The sequence below is a fragment of the Pseudoalteromonas sp. H105 genome, from assembly GCF_001469215.1.
In the GTDB taxonomy this organism is placed as follows: Bacteria; Pseudomonadota; Gammaproteobacteria; order Enterobacterales; family Alteromonadaceae; genus Pseudoalteromonas.
The window spans coordinates 199,572-213,604 of sequence record NZ_LOFH01000001.1; the positions used below are offsets into that span (position 1 = coordinate 199,572).

General features: G+C 39.3%; 12 protein-coding genes, 1 pseudogene and 1 riboswitch. Of the genes and pseudogenes, 8 read left to right on the plus strand and 5 right to left on the minus strand.

Features of this window, described 5'->3' with window-relative positions; genetic code table 11:
- Positions 1 to 239: 239 nt before the first annotated feature.
- The 3 genes from ATS75_RS00865 to ATS75_RS00875 are packed head-to-tail and all read right to left on the minus strand — an operon-like array spanning position 240 to position 4,845.
- Positions 240 to 3,017 (minus strand): hypothetical protein, encoded by a 2,778-nt coding sequence (locus tag ATS75_RS00865; RefSeq protein WP_058558542.1) that lies wholly within the window; start codon positions 3,015 to 3,017, stop codon positions 240 to 242.
- Positions 3,017 to 3,562, minus strand: coding sequence for a condensin complex protein MksE (locus ATS75_RS00870; RefSeq protein ID WP_058558543.1), 546 nt, complete (start codon positions 3,560 to 3,562; stop codon positions 3,017 to 3,019). Before ATS75_RS00870 ends, ATS75_RS00865 begins: the two co-directional genes overlap by 1 nt.
- Positions 3,563 to 3,567: 5 nt before the next feature.
- Positions 3,568 to 4,845, minus strand: coding sequence for a hypothetical protein (locus ATS75_RS00875; RefSeq protein ID WP_058558544.1), 1,278 nt, complete (start codon positions 4,843 to 4,845; stop codon positions 3,568 to 3,570).
- Positions 4,846 to 5,006: 161 nt separating this feature from the next.
- Here ATS75_RS00875 and nhaD point away from each other — a divergent pair, with 161 nt between their 5' ends.
- Together nhaD and lysC are read left to right on the plus strand one after the other, a co-directional pair.
- The gene (nhaD, locus tag ATS75_RS00880; RefSeq protein WP_058559056.1) at positions 5,007 to 6,254 is read left to right on the plus strand and encodes a sodium:proton antiporter NhaD; all 1,248 of its coding nucleotides are present in this window, start codon (positions 5,007 to 5,009) and stop codon (positions 6,252 to 6,254) included.
- A gap of 108 nt (positions 6,255 to 6,362) precedes the next feature.
- Positions 6,363 to 6,534: riboswitch (Lysine riboswitch) on the plus strand.
- 76 nt (positions 6,535 to 6,610) lie between these two features.
- A complete protein-coding gene (gene lysC, locus ATS75_RS00885; protein WP_058558545.1) occupies positions 6,611 to 8,011 on the plus strand; it encodes a lysine-sensitive aspartokinase 3 in 1,401 nt (466 codons plus the stop codon).
- Here lysC and ATS75_RS00890 read toward each other — a convergent pair.
- Entirely contained in the window at positions 7,985 to 8,734 is a 750-nt protein-coding gene (locus tag ATS75_RS00890; RefSeq protein ID WP_058558546.1) for a 4'-phosphopantetheinyl transferase family protein, read from the minus strand. The genes lysC and ATS75_RS00890 overlap by 27 nt on opposite strands.
- Positions 8,735 to 8,887: 153 nt before the next feature.
- On the opposite strand from ATS75_RS00890, the gene ATS75_RS00895 reads away from it, so the two are divergent.
- The 6 genes and pseudogenes from ATS75_RS00895 to ATS75_RS20555 form a co-directional block, all read left to right on the plus strand.
- Positions 8,888 to 10,210, plus strand: coding sequence for a sodium-dependent transporter (locus ATS75_RS00895; RefSeq protein WP_058558547.1), 1,323 nt, complete (start codon positions 8,888 to 8,890; stop codon positions 10,208 to 10,210).
- 36 nt (positions 10,211 to 10,246) lie between these two features.
- Entirely contained in the window at positions 10,247 to 10,672 is a 426-nt protein-coding gene (locus tag ATS75_RS00900; protein ID WP_058558548.1) for a biotin/lipoyl-containing protein, read from the plus strand.
- A gap of 5 nt (positions 10,673 to 10,677) precedes the next feature.
- Positions 10,678 to 11,157 carry a zinc-ribbon domain containing protein gene (locus ATS75_RS00905; RefSeq protein WP_058558549.1) on the plus strand — a complete coding sequence of 160 codons (480 nt, stop codon included), beginning with the start codon at positions 10,678 to 10,680 and terminating at the stop codon, positions 11,155 to 11,157.
- A 541-nt stretch (positions 11,158 to 11,698) separates the two neighbouring features.
- Complete coding sequence (locus ATS75_RS00910) at positions 11,699 to 11,965, plus strand: hypothetical protein (RefSeq protein WP_058558550.1); 267 nt, start codon at positions 11,699 to 11,701, stop codon at positions 11,963 to 11,965.
- Positions 11,966 to 12,099: 134 nt separating this feature from the next.
- Positions 12,100 to 12,444 (plus strand): hypothetical protein, encoded by a 345-nt coding sequence (locus ATS75_RS00915; RefSeq protein ID WP_058558551.1) that lies wholly within the window; start codon positions 12,100 to 12,102, stop codon positions 12,442 to 12,444.
- 235 nt (positions 12,445 to 12,679) lie between these two features.
- Positions 12,680 to 13,070, plus strand: a pseudogene (locus tag ATS75_RS20555) (type I restriction-modification system subunit M N-terminal domain-containing protein); the annotation flags it as partial.
- Between the two features lie 398 nt (positions 13,071 to 13,468).
- On the opposite strand, the gene ATS75_RS00920 reads toward ATS75_RS20555, so the two are convergent.
- Positions 13,469 to 13,981, minus strand: a complete 513-nt coding sequence (locus ATS75_RS00920; RefSeq protein WP_152996161.1) for an SLATT domain-containing protein — start codon at positions 13,979 to 13,981, stop codon at positions 13,469 to 13,471.
- Positions 13,982 to 14,033 lie beyond the last annotated feature (52 nt).

Below are 14,033 nucleotides of genomic sequence, written 5' to 3' on the forward strand. Positions count from 1 at the left end.
ATAATTTAACGGAATGTGTTTTTGTTACTTTCTAAGTACATACAATTAAGTAACGTGAACTGTAACGTCGATTTATCGTCCTTCATAATTTGGTCTGAAAAGTTAAATCATAGCTATCATTTTAAAATAATATGGCATGAGGTATTTAAACCTTTTTTCAGGTTGAGTAATAACAACGCAACAATTCTAGTTGTTATTTACTGAACGATAAATTAACCCTAATACCTCACGCCTATATATTAGGTATGTTCTACTTCAATCCAGTCTTTTTCATCTACCCAGTTTTGTGCGCCATCTTTGACCGAACGAATTGGCACAATATAATCGCAACTGATTTGCGGTTTAACTGAGGCAAAAATGGGCACAAAGCCAAAGCTTAGCGCGGTTTCAATTATCGCTTTTTGGTTTTGCGGATCGATATCAGCCGCTTCATCAATATAGATGGGAATACGGTATAGGTTTTGTTCTTGGTCGCTTAATAAGTAACGAATAAACAACATGCCACATAATAATTTAATGGTAATTCGTGTGCCGTTTGAACCCGCAGAATCAATTTTATCAAAGTGCTCTGTCTCACCAGCGCGGTTAACCACTTCAAAACGAATATCAAATAAGTCGGTCAGTGTTAAGCCTGCTTTATCAGAAGCCAGTTGAATAAGGTGATCTTTGGCGTCGTTTACTGCGCTTTCGCTGTTAGGTTCTTGGCTTAGTAAATCAAGGGTATCGCCTTGCTCAAATTGATTGGAAGTACTGATAATGGTATCAATACTATCAACCAGAATTTTGCGCGGTATCACGTTAATTTTGAACGCTTGTAAGTTTGAAATTCGGTGCTGGCTTATGCCTTTATTAAAACTATTCATTTCACGGCGCAGGCGATCTAAATCTTCCCGTAGGCCTTTAATGGTTGCCGCTACTTCGGTTAGCGCTACACGCGCTTGGCGCTCAACAGCCTCACGTTCGTTATCAATATTATGAAATGCACTAATTAATTTTTGGTATTTAGTAAACTCGTCGTTTTCGTTATCAAATTTAGTAATACCGGCGTTATAAATATGCAAATAGGTATTACGTATGTTGATATCAAAATTACGCAGCTCTTGGCAGTCTTTATTAAAGTGATGAACTAAGTCGCTTAAGTTATCAAAGTCGATTTGAATATCAATCATGTAAGGAGTGACTTTACCGCTGTATAAGTCAAGGGTATGGTCAATTCGTTCAGATTTAACCTGACGTAGGCGATCTGCTTGGCGAGAAATAAACTCTTTTTTAGATTTAATTATCGAGCGTCTATCAGCAATTGAGCCACTGTTTTTTTGAATATCTTGCAAGTAGTCATCAACCTGGTCGCGCTCGGCTAATAACTGCTCCTTTAACAGGGCTTGGGCGTCAATGGATTGCAACATGACCTCAAATTGCTCAAAGCGTTTTAGCGCGCTTTCACAGCTCATTAGTTCATCATAGAGCGCGTCTTTTTCTTTTTGTTTATCTGCGACATTCGCAGCAACATCGCGTTGTTGCTTAAACTCTTTGAGAGAATGTTCAAGTGCTGTTAACTGAGCCGTTAATTGCTCTTTGTTCTCGCCTGTTTGCATTTGAACAGGGGAGAGCTTTTTAAGCTTAATGGTTGCGCCGGGCAGGGTAAGTACGCCGCCTTTTACGTTATCAGATAATTGCGCTAAAAATTCGCCGAATGCATCTTCATCGCTAATATCAATATCGCCATTGCTGGTGGTCGCAAACGAGAGAAGATCAGGGTTTAAAATACGTGAAATTTCTTCCACTTCTTTCAGCGATAAATCCTCACGCATACGGGTGAACAAATTAAACTCAAGGTTTTTAAGTTGCAGTTTTAAACTTTTAATTTGCTTTTGGGTTTCGCTGATACGGTAATCAAGGGTGTGTAAACTTTGCCCTTGCGCACTATTTATTGAGTGCGACAGAGACTCGTAATCTTGTTTTAGCTGGCCAAGGTTGGCTTTTAAGGTTGCCATGTTGACCAATTCAAACTCTGCTTTTAGTGCATTAAAGTCTAAAAACCATTGCTCAATTTGGGTTTGTTTGCGTTCAATATCACGCGACTGCTGCACATAGAGCTGCTGCTTTTGTTCAAACTCGTGTTTTTCATGCTCAATGTCCTCAAGGGCAACATTAAGCTCGCTGAGTTGCGCTTCTTGGTAAGTATCGAAGTCTATTAAAGCCTGGTCTATTTTTGGCGCATACGCAGCGAGTTTACCTTTGAGTACAGTTTGGTTTTCAAGCATAGATTCAAGCGCATTAATCGGCTCTTGCATTGATTCAAGGGCTTTCAGCTCACGCTTTGCGCGGTTTACTTTATCAAATGAACGGCGCCAAACTTCATAAAAATCAACTTTTGAGTTAGACATATGGCGCTCAAACACACGCAGCATAAAGCGTTTTACATCAGCAGCACCGAGTTTGTGTAGATTTAGAATCCGACGGAAAATTTCTTTATAAATAGCCGAGTCTTGCACATTATTAAGCGGGATCATTTTTAAGTTAATGTCGCCATCAAACGGCGTTGCGCCGCCTGTAAGTAGGGCGTTTAGCTCTTGAGCTTTAAGCTCAATTGGATTAAAACCTTGCTCTTTTAAGTGGTTAAAGAGCTTAGTGAACTTAATGATGGTTTTACCTTGGGTGTAGTGCTCAAGATCAAGTTTGCCTTGATAGCAAAAAAACTGATGCGCGTAGCCGGCTATTTTACCTAGGCCTGCAACACCAATAACGACCGGGCCTTGTGGTAGGTTTGCCTCAAGTAAAATGTATGACTGATCAGATGAAAAATAAAACTTACGGGTTTCATCTAAGTCATGGCCATCCCACTCAGTCAGGCGTAAATCGTTAATAAGCGGAAATTGCAAAGCGTTTATAACTGAGCTTTTACCGGTGTTATTTGGGGCACAAATAGAGCTGCTTTTATCAAGGGGAATAACACACTTGGCGTAACCTGCAGTGTTTAAAAGCGCCAGTTTACTAAGGCCGTATAGATTTTTCATTATTCGTCCTCGCCTAGGTAGGTTTCTTCGTTCACTTCCATTAACGCATCAATATAGCGATAAACCGGGGCTTGCAGCATAAAACCGCCTTCAACTTCACGGGCAAGGCCAAGTCGGATCATCCGTAAATACACATCTTTACGTAAATCAGAACCTGAAAAAATTTCGAGCTGGTCAAATAAATGCTTGTTCATCTGCACTAAGGTTTGCATGAGCTCTAAATCGTTTACTTCATCAAATAAGGCACGCATGGGGTCTTTACCGGTGTTGGCGAAGTGCTCAATTAATATGTAAACGGTGAGTGCGATTGCACGAGAGATTTTGCCCATGTTTGGCGTGCTTTCATCGCTCGCAAAGTAATAGAAGCCACGGCTATCATGCTTTAACTCATGGCCGAGAGAGCAAAATAATGCACTGTATTGCTCAATGTGTTGATCAAGCTCTTGCCACATGAGCGTATCTTGCTCACTAATATGATAACCCGTGACGAGTTTTTTATTGATTACTTGCAGATGGGTTAATTCATCCAGATTAATTTGGGTCATAATGGTTACTCATTCCCTGTTTGTTTTTGTTCTGAGTCAGGCTTGGTATTAAATGGAAAGAGCGAAAAGTGTTGTCCTGCGATTTTAACTCGCATTTTTTCATCACTTTGGCTGATTTCAATATCAGTATCGCTAACGAGTTTTTGATATAAAAACAGCATTTCATCAGCGTCAAGTTCTGGGTAACTTTCCCCCAGAAAAGTTAATAAAGGCTCTGGCTTTTTACGCTTGGCATTAATGCGTTTTTTAAAGCTGGTTTTAACAGTGTTATAATCAGGAATATTTGGCGTCACATAAGCGGGCACATCTTGCTGATCAGGCAATTCATATTCAGTGTGTTCAAACTCCACCAAACCGGCCATGTAAGCCACCATATGGCGCTGCTGACCCAACGAAAAACGCTGTGCGTCAGAAACAAAGTGCGGTTGCACACTGCTTAGCATGTTATCTACACCATTTTTTCGGATCAACCCCAGTACTTTTGCCGCTTGGCGGGTGATCATGTTATTGCGACGTAACTCTTCACGCAGTGGCATCAACATATCGGCACTTTTACGCAAGCTTTCACGGCCAACAAGGTGCATTTCTAAAATTCGCGTACGTAATTGCTCTAGCATGCGTTTATCTTGGTACGCTTTACCTGAGCGTTCAATATACGCTATTTGTTCACTTATTTGGGTTTCAATCTTACTAAAGCAGGCATGGAAATCGCCACGAATATCAACCATTTCGAGCATAGGTTCTATATATTCATCAAAGGCTTCAATCACGGCTTTGTAACGTTTTTGCAGTGATTGCACAGCATTATTTGCTTTAGCGTGTTCCACAATGTTTAAAATAGCATTTTCGTTGTGAGTGAAGAGCTTTATGATTTTTCGAACCCGATCATCCATAATACGGCTAAAGCGGCGTAACTCATCGTAATCTTCAATATCACCGGCATTGGCTAGCCGGTCACCTAAACGTGCTAAATCATCTACTAAAACACTAATTTCTTGCGCTAACCCCAAGTGTTCTTCTTGCAATAAAAAAGTGGCAAAATCCGCAATAGCACGATTAATTTCAAGTTGTGACGATTTCGCCAAAGGAATAATAATGTCTTGGTTTAAAAGTCGGTTTGTTTCTTTGTATATACGCTCATTTGACCATGTTGGTTGTTTTTGTTTGATCGCGTTTTGTACGTCTTTTAAGCTGAAATCTGCCATTTTAAAACGTTTAAAAAGCAGTTCCAACATTCCCCAGTGCTCTGTGAGAGTATTTAGTAACTTTTTAGCTGGGATCATAACGCTCCAGTAACTCTAATTTAGGCTGTATTAGCGATTAGTTATAAAATAGTTAATTGATAATAGTTTTACACACCCTTTGGTGCTAGACTGCGCGCCGTGTCGTATCAGTGATGCGTAACATACAATTTTTACATTTTTATAAAGGTTGTTCAAACACCATGGTATCTGCAATTATCCTAACCCTGATAGCGTTGGCATTCGTGCTCATCGTTATAGAGGATATTATCCATGTAAACAAGGCCAAAACCACGCTTTTTTTTGGTACTTTATGCTGGATTATCTTATTTATCTCGCCGCTCAACGGGCTAAGCCCCGAAAACATACAACATCAACTTGATCACAATATTTTAGAGATTGCCACACTCTGGTTGTTTTTAATGGCTGCAATGACTTTTGTCGCTTATTTGAACTCCAAAGGTTTTATCCAAAATATTGTGCACAGAGTTATGCCAAGCGCAATTAGCGAACGAAGGCTGATGTTTTTAATCGGTGGATTTTCTTTTATATTCTCGTCAATTTCAGACAACATTACCGCCACGCTGATTTCACTTGCGGTGGTGATGTCGTTAAAGCTTGACCCGAAAAAGTTGATTAAATACGCAACACTCATTATTTTCAGTGTGAACTCAGGTGGCGTTTCTTTGATTACGGGTGATGTCACCACTTTAATGATCTTCCTTGATGGTAAAGTCAGTATTGCTAATTTGCTTTTACTTATCATACCCGCATTGGCAAGTGTGGCACTGCTGGCCATAATGCTGTCGTTTGGTTTAAATGGCGCGGTTGAATTTACTAAGCAAGAAGAACGTCGTATTGAAAAAACCGACATTACCATTGCGGTTATTTTCTTATCGACCATTATCGCAACGCTCACATTGAGTGTAATGTATCATGTGCCCCCGTTGTTAACTTTTTTGTTTGGTTTGTCGCTAATGTTTCTAACAGCACAGTTCTTAATGCGCAAAAAAGATGTAAACAAAAAAATTATTGATTATATCCGTGAGATTGAATACGACACCTTACTGTTTTTTGTCGGTGTGCTACTCCTGGTTGGCGCATTAAAAGAAGTTGGGATGCTGAGTAAATTTACCCATTTATATGAATTAATGCCTGCACAGTATGCTAACTATTTGATGGGGATTCTTTCAGCCGCCGTTGATAATGTACCGCTGACAGCAGCATTACTTAAAGCAGATATTATCATGAGCCCGCAGCAATGGTTGTCGTTTACTTATGCCACAGGTGTGGGTGGTTCAATGCTTATCATTGGCTCTGCGGCAGGTATTATCGCGATGAGCAAAGTAAAAGCACTGACGTTTATGAGTTATTTACGTATGTCGTTATACTTGCTTATTGCTTACACGGTTGGTTATATAGGCTCTTATATTGCGGGTGGTTTTATTTAATCAATTGAATAAAACTGCTTGACAGCTAGACGTCTAAACGATAGATTTCAAAGCCCACTTTATAGTGGGCTTTGTTATTTTAGCCGCAAATTAATCGCTGTTAACCTAACATTCAGAAGAGGTGCGATATTTAGGTACTTAATGTGAAGCGACGTCTGCTTTTGATCATTAAGGAGGGAAATACTCGCCGAGAAAAACAACTGACGTCACAGTGGTTTTTCGGTTTATGGGGCTGAATCCTCAAAACTGTCACCAATTTAGGTGGAGAGCTTCTGGCAGTGGACTTTTCTAATCAAGCACCCCCTTGCCAAGTTCTTCTTGTATTATCGTGGTTAAATGCCACAACAGGAGACGACATGAATTCCCAAGTAGTTACAGATAACACGCAACAACTAAGTAATATAAAATCAGATTACGTAGTGGCTAAATTTGGTGGTACCAGCGTAGCTAATTTTGACGCTATGAGCCGTTGCAGTGACATTATTGTAGCTGATAGCACAGTGCGCGTTGTGGCTGTAAGTGCCAGCGCCGGTGTAACAAATCACCTTGTTGCTTTATGCAAAAAAGACTTAACAGCACAAGAACGCAGTGAACACATTAGCGGTGTGATTGCTATTCAAGACGCTATTTTGAATGAACTCTCTCTTGATGCTGATTTAGCCCATGGATTTGACGAAACAATTAAAGCGTTTAAATCACTTGCCAGTGAAGCATTAAAGTCAAAACAGCAACACGATGAGTTGCTTAGTTTTGGTGAGCGTTTATCGTCTTACTTATTTACACAAGTTCTGCGTATAAAAGGTGTGGATGCTGTACGTTTCGATGTGCGCCACGTGTTAAAAACTGACAGTCAGTTTTCAAAAGCAACGCCAGATGTTGCAGCCACAGCAATGGCGGCAAAATCGCATTTAATTCCATTATTAAAAGAACATGTTGTGGTTACTCAAGGCTTTATTGGCTGTGATGCTCATGGGCAAACAACCACGCTTGGCCGGGGTGGTTCAGATTACAGTGCGGCGTTATTAGCAGAAGCTGTTAATGCGAAAAGCGTACATATCTGGACTGACGTCGTGGGGATTTTTAGCACCGATCCGCGTTTATGTGTCAAAGCCACACCCATTGCCCGTTTGAGTTTTGATGAAGCCGCAGAGATGGCGACCTTTGGCGCAAAGGTACTACACCCTGCAACAATTTTACCCGCGAGCCGCAGCCACATTAGCGTATTTGTAGGTTCAAGCCGTGAACCTGAGCGTGGTGGTACGTGGATCGAGCGAGAAAAGTCACAAGTACCCGGTATTCGTGCAGTAACCCAACGTAAAAACCAAATTTTGTTGACACTAAAAAGCCCTGAAATGCTGTTAGCCAGTGGTTTCTTAGCCCGTGTATTTACTATATTAAGTGAGTTTAATATTTCAGTTGATTTGGTAACAACCTCTGAAATCAGTGTCGCAATTACCCTTGATAATGCACCAAATGCCTCTCGGCCAGAACTTGATCAAGATTGCTTAGATAAACTTGCTGAATTTTGCCATGTATCGGTTGAAAACAACTTAACGCTGGTGGCGCTAATAGGTTCTGAAATCCAGCTGCGCCAACAAGAAGTTAATTTAATGAATGTGCTGAGCGATTTTAATATTCGGTTAATTTGTCATGGTGCAAGTAAGCACAATTTATGCTTTTTAGTAGAACAAGCAGAATCAGACTTAGTTGTGCAAGCCATTCACAGCCGTTTACTTGAACTCGAAAACGCCGCTTAATTGGTGTAAATCAGTTATATAAAAGCACTGCCAGTCAGTGCTTTTTTTATTCACGATAGAGATGTCAAAGCCTTCAAACTCAGCACTTTTAGCATTTAAATGAGCGGTTTTAAGTTCGGTGAATACATGCGGACTGAGCAGTTGAGCAATAGGGCGGCTAGTCGCCTTGGCCAGCGCTTCTTTTAAGGTCCAAATTCTATAAAACCGTAGGGCGGCATATTGCTCATTTGCGGTGATTAAGTCGACCTCTTGCTGATGATAAAAATGCTTAGCTAATTTCTCAAACGGGCGTTTTAAGCTTATCTTCTCAATATCAAAACCAAATTCGACCTGTTCAATATTCAGCGCGGCACCCACAAAACCATTCGAATGAGATAAACAACTACTCAAAACAGTGTTCGTGTTTTTAATATGCAATAACAGCTTGCTGCTTCGCTCGTCAAATTCAGAGCTTATATGATTAGCGGGTGTATCGGCAAATTCACTAAAGCAGTGTTTAACTAAAAATTTAAGCAGTAAACGCGTGGCGAGATACTCTTGTTTTGCTTTACTGCTTTTTCTTCTTTCAATAACAGCCTGCTCAAACGGGCTTAGTAAATCAGTTAATGAAAAATCAGTAAGGTTAATATGCTCAGCGTTCAATAATAAAACGCATTGCGTATTAATATCAGGCAAACTAAATGGGTTTACAGTAAGGTGCTGCTCGAAGTATTGGTTAGGCATAAAGTCCAGATGGCTAGCAATGAAAAGATAAAAGCTGAGTATAAAATGCACATTTAATAATGGTCTGTCCCAGCATTGGCAAATTTATTACTCAGTCGCGATGAAATATGGTTTAATTCACCTTAATGAAAAATAATAACAGATAGTAGATGTATGGCACAATTGCGTGATGGTTTTCAAAGCCGCCTTGGCTTTGTTTTAGCGGCTTCTGGTGCTGCGGTTGGTTTAGGTAATATTTGGGGTTTTCCGACCCAAGCGGCTAATCACGGTGGTGGCGCGTTTTTACTGGTTTATTTTATTGTTATATTTTTATTGGCCGTGCCTGCTTTATACACCGAGCTATATTTAGGGCACCAAGCGCAAGCTAATCCAGTTAAAGCACTTAAAAACGCATGGCAAGATCAAGCACCAAAAGTAGGTGCGGCAGCGGGTTATTTAGGCCTTGCGGGTGCCATAGTGATGCTAAGCTTTTATTCGATAGTAGCAGGGTGGATGCTTGCTTATGCGCTTGAGCCCATTACTACCTTCTTCGGTTTTACCGATATAAGTGTTTTTTTACAAACAGACTCAATGGCGCGTAATTTTGTATTTACGCCACTAATGCTCATTTTAACAGCCAGTATCATTTTAAAAGGGGTTAAATCGGGCATTGAGACTTGGTCACGCCGTTTGATGCCAATGCTACTAGTTTTATTAGTTGGGCTGATTGCCTACATTGCCACCCTTGATGGCGCCAATGAAGGGTTTGCAGCCTATTTAGTGCCTAATTTTAGCCATATACTCGACCCAAACTTGATAATAGCCGCCATGGGGCAGGCGTTCTTCTCATTGTCACTCGGTGTAGGCTGTATGATGATTTACGGCTCTTACTTACAGCCTGATGCCAATTTACCGCGCTTAACGGCCTCGGTGGCGTTGCTTGATACTGGCGTGGCATTCTTAGCTGGTTTGTTAATTATCCCTGCTATTTATGTGGCGCAACACAACGGTGTACAAGTGTTTAGTGACGGTAAACTCATTGGTGAAGGGCAGCTTATTTTTGCAATTCTACCAGAGTTGTTTAATACCATGGGTGAAATAGGTTTAGTGGTAGGCTTATTGTTTTTTGTTTTAATGTCGATAGCGTCATTAACCTCAACAATTTCATCGACCGAAATCCCCGTTGCATTTTTAGTTGAAAACCATCAAGTAGAACGTAAATCAGCGACTTTTATTGTGAGCCTCACCGTGCTTGCAGCCTCGTCATTAATCATCTTTAATTTTGATTGGCTATTTGGTTTAGTGATTATGGTGCTAACGCAATACCAACTCCCATTAATGGGCTTGTTTTATTTTGTTACGGTAGGCTGGTTGTGGCGCCGTGGTAACCAATTGCATCAAGCAAGCAGTGGCTTTAAGTTTTGGTTTGCCCAGTATATCCGCTTTGTGTGCCCAATTTTAATGACCGCCGTATTTGCTAATGTCGCGTTTGGGTAATAGAACAGCCGTCGGTGTTTTATCCAAGGAGGAATTATGAACATAGATGTGAAAGTACCGGTCTTCCCAGACTCAATTCGCACAGCAGCCATCGCTAAGCTTTATGTTAGTGAAGGTCAGCTAGTTTATGCTGGTGATGTGTTATTTGATGTTGAAACAGACAAAGTCGTGTTAGAAGTGATGGCCGACTGCAATGGCATTATTGAAAATATAACGATTGCCAATGGTGACCATGTTAATGCTGAGCAAGTTGTGATGACTGTTAAACAGCTTACTGACAGTGAACTGCCAGCACGACCCACAGTTGAGCAAGCTCATAACAGTAAACAGTTAAGAAACGACTCAGAAGAATGGGCTGTTTCTCCTTGGTTGAGTAAATTAAATATTGTGTTCTGGGTAGTTGGTTTTATTATAGGTGTGGCTGCAGGCGCTTTAGGCACTCTTATAATGCTGGGTAACTAGCTGCTATGGCCAATTATGTAAACCACCCACTATATGGCAGCGAGCCAATTCCCTCAGGTAATAGTTACACAAAGCAAGAAATCGACAATGCCCATTGGCGCTATAAAAATGTGCGTTACTATCCAGAAACAGCAATTCCCGCAGCAACCGAAAAACAAAGTGACAATGTATATCCTAGGCAACTCTACATTGATATAGCAGAGCAGTGTGTCGATTGTCACAGGCCATTTATATTTTTTGCTAAAGAGCAGCAATATTGGTTTGAACAATTAAAGTTTTGGATTGATGCACATGCGATAAAGTGCTTTGAATGCAGAAAGAAAACCCGTGCAATAAACCGGCTGAAAATTAGCTATGCAAACTTGGTCATTAAGCAGCATAGGACGCCTGAAGAAACGCAATTGCTCAAGTCTACAGCGGAGCAACTGTTTGATTTAGGTGTGATCAACAAGGTAAATAAACTAAACGCTATTTGCAAAATGTAAATAGGCGTATTAGAGGGACTTATGTATAAAAAAGGACAGCCACAAGGTTGAATGTGAGAACGCTAATTTTCTAAAAATTGTGCCTGTCCTATTATCTTGTCAAGCGTAGGCGCTGAGCTTGCTGGCGCGTGTGGTAGGTTGGTTTAAATTGTAGGTCGTCCTTTAGGGCGTTTAATTCAAATTTACCACAGAGATCACAGAGGCACATCGTGCTGCACCGAGGTTAAATGTATATTGCAAGCTAATGATATTTATATGTTTTTATAATTTTAAAAAGGAAAGGTTTATATTTTAAAGCTAATTTCAGTCCTAATTTTGTCTTTTGAGCAGCAAAGGCAAAAAGCAAGACGCGACCCCAGTGAGTGTGCATCCAACTTATATAGATTAGCCTACATACTACGCTATCCCTTTAATAAAAATGTTTATATCAAAATAATAACAACTTACCCTTGATTTATTTTTAACCACCCATATTTCTATCTTGCTAATATTCGTTAATTAATTAAGTCAGTGTTCCTTTCCTCATACCTAGGATTTAGTGATGAGGAAAACTGTAAAACAATTTATTGATTTTTTAAAGCTGCTCCTATGGCTATTAGTTGTTGAATACAAAATTTCAAATATTGAAGTTAGCAGTATTTTTACTTTAATGGCTTTAGTTGTATGGAGCGTACTTTCACTTTTAAAACTTAACAGGAGGATTTTAAAAACAGAGAAAAAATTAAACGGGGACAATAAACGTAAAATTACTTTTGCGGCCGTCCTCAGAATAGCAAAACTTGTAATAGAATTTATTTTATTAAAATAAGGGTTTAGATTGCTTTATATATTTCATATTGCTCTAAACTGATTTATTAATTTTAGAGGAAGGGTAATAACCTTCTAAGATGTAGTTTCATGCAATCACTCATCACAACGGATATTTAGCTTATAGATAATTAGATGGATATGGATTTAAATTATAAACTTCAAAAAATGACAGTTGTTTTAGAAAAAGCACTAGCAATTGCTACACCGCAGACTCCTAAACAGCCTAAGTATAGTAAGAACACAGTCAAATATGAACGCTCTTACTACTGCCGTCAAAGTTTAAGCTTTTTTAGATATGCTTACAAAGAAGTTGAGTACCCTTTACTGTGGGTTTTAAATCAATTAATTTTGATAAATTCATTAATAGTTCAAACTGTATTTGATCATAATTATTACTGCCAAAGATTGCACTCGTTCATTTCATGGCGAGCTTTTAAGGTTGATTCTCAGCGCGGTCCACCGAGTGCTTGGTTTTAACTCAACATAACCAACAGTATCTTCTTTTTTAAACCCTAGTTTAATACAGTCATTATCAATATAAAGCTTCTACTGTAATTTAAAAACTCTCTTCCAAGCAACACAATAAAGGTTACAATAGCCTTATTAAAGAGTGCAGCCTTCAGTGCTGGTAAATAATCCTTAAATCTATAAAAAATAGCATATCTAGTGATATGGTAATTTAAGTTATGGAAAAAAATAATAAAGGGTCAAAATGACAGACAACAACTTCTCTTCAACCGCTGCTTTTTTATGGTCAGTCGCTGACTTACTTTTCGGTGATTTTTAAACAATCTCAGTATGGCCGTATTATCCTTCCTTTTACGCTGTTAATGCGTTTGGAGTGTGTGCTTGAAGCCACCAAACCTGCCGTGCTTGAAAAGTACGAAACCGTAAAAGCTACATTCAATCGTTTAGCCCTAATGCGCGTGAAATTTTTGAGCACTTTGACTTTTTTAACATCCTAGATCAGCTTGCAGAAGCCGACCTACTTTATAAAGTAGCTAAACATTTTGTTAAAACCGACCTACACCCAAATGTTATTAATAACTATGGCATGGGATTAGTGTTTGAAGAGTTAATACGTCAGCTTTGCTGAAAGTTCTAACGTGTTGTGATTCAATGAAACCGCAGGGGAGCACTTTATAATGTCATCTTCAAATTTATCATGCGAATGCTACCTAAGTTTAGCAGCTTAAAGTGTTACCTATTTTTTAAATCCAACGAAAGATTAATACTGAGTTTAATCCAAATAAAAAGTCTTAAATGATATCACTCAAACTAATCTTTTATATCGCCATGATAATGGTACTAATCTACTTATGACATATCAGTTAAGTTGGGGCGATTTAATTTATGTATACCAGTTGATAGCAAAATAATCTGAAGTAGCTTAATAAGTATAGAGCCACCTGACATGCAGCTATGAGCGAGAAACAGACGTTCAGATAAACTCGTTTTTGGACATAAATAAGCTAGCTCTTTCACTCTAAACTATACCAAATTAGGAGTTGTTTGTTTTCCGTAATGATTTTGGCAAAAACATATCTATTTCTTCATCACTAAAAGTTAGCTCTTCATTTTTCTTTAGTGCTTCAGATGCTTTTTGGTAAGCTTTTCCAATATTAGTACTTGGAGAACCTTTATAAAGCTTATGTAAGCTTGCCTGTAAGGAGTCTCGCATCTTCCTTATTTCGTCATCTTTGATGATGTCGGAGTGCATATCCGTTATCAATGACAAATATGATTCTCGAATATTCCAAAGAGTGTTTGCAGCATCGGAGTGCTTTTGTGATAGACCGCCGAGATCATACTTTTTAACATACTTATTAATGATGGTTAGTAGTAATGATACCAAAGCTGAAACATAGCCAACTTCAGGAAGGTCGCCAAACACTGCCGCAAAAACGCCTGTAGTTGTGACAGCAGATAGGACAATTTGCCAAAATTTTATTCGGTTGTTCTTGTCATCGAGTATATCTGCACATTTTTCATGTGTTTTATGTGGACTTCCCATAGTTTGCTAGACACCCAATGAGTTACATTGTAACTTCTAAAAAAGAGGTGTT

Excerpts from the sequence above, each read along its gene's own strand:
- ATS75_RS00915 (WP_058558551.1), top strand. The coding sequence starts at position 12,100 with ATGGATATGGATTTAAATTATAAACTTCAAAAAATGACAGTTGTTTTA.
- lysC (WP_058558545.1), top strand. The coding sequence starts at position 6,611 with ATGAATTCCCAAGTAGTTACAGATAACACGCAACAACTAAGTAATATA.
- ATS75_RS00895 (WP_058558547.1), top strand. The coding sequence starts at position 8,888 with ATGGCACAATTGCGTGATGGTTTTCAAAGCCGCCTTGGCTTTGTTTTA.
- ATS75_RS00910 (WP_058558550.1), top strand. The coding sequence starts at position 11,699 with ATGAGGAAAACTGTAAAACAATTTATTGATTTTTTAAAGCTGCTCCTA.
- ATS75_RS00875 (WP_058558544.1), bottom strand. The coding sequence starts at position 4,845 with ATGATCCCAGCTAAAAAGTTACTAAATACTCTCACAGAGCACTGGGGA.
- ATS75_RS00890 (WP_058558546.1), bottom strand. The coding sequence starts at position 8,734 with ATGCCTAACCAATACTTCGAGCAGCACCTTACTGTAAACCCATTTAGT.
- ATS75_RS00865 (WP_058558542.1), bottom strand. The coding sequence starts at position 3,017 with ATGAAAAATCTATACGGCCTTAGTAAACTGGCGCTTTTAAACACTGCA.
- ATS75_RS00905 (WP_058558549.1), top strand. The coding sequence starts at position 10,678 with ATGGCCAATTATGTAAACCACCCACTATATGGCAGCGAGCCAATTCCC.
- ATS75_RS00920 (WP_152996161.1), bottom strand. The coding sequence starts at position 13,981 with ATGGGAAGTCCACATAAAACACATGAAAAATGTGCAGATATACTCGAT.
- ATS75_RS00870 (WP_058558543.1), bottom strand. The coding sequence starts at position 3,562 with ATGACCCAAATTAATCTGGATGAATTAACCCATCTGCAAGTAATCAAT.
- nhaD (WP_058559056.1), top strand. The coding sequence starts at position 5,007 with ATGGTATCTGCAATTATCCTAACCCTGATAGCGTTGGCATTCGTGCTC.
- ATS75_RS00900 (WP_058558548.1), top strand. The coding sequence starts at position 10,247 with ATGAACATAGATGTGAAAGTACCGGTCTTCCCAGACTCAATTCGCACA.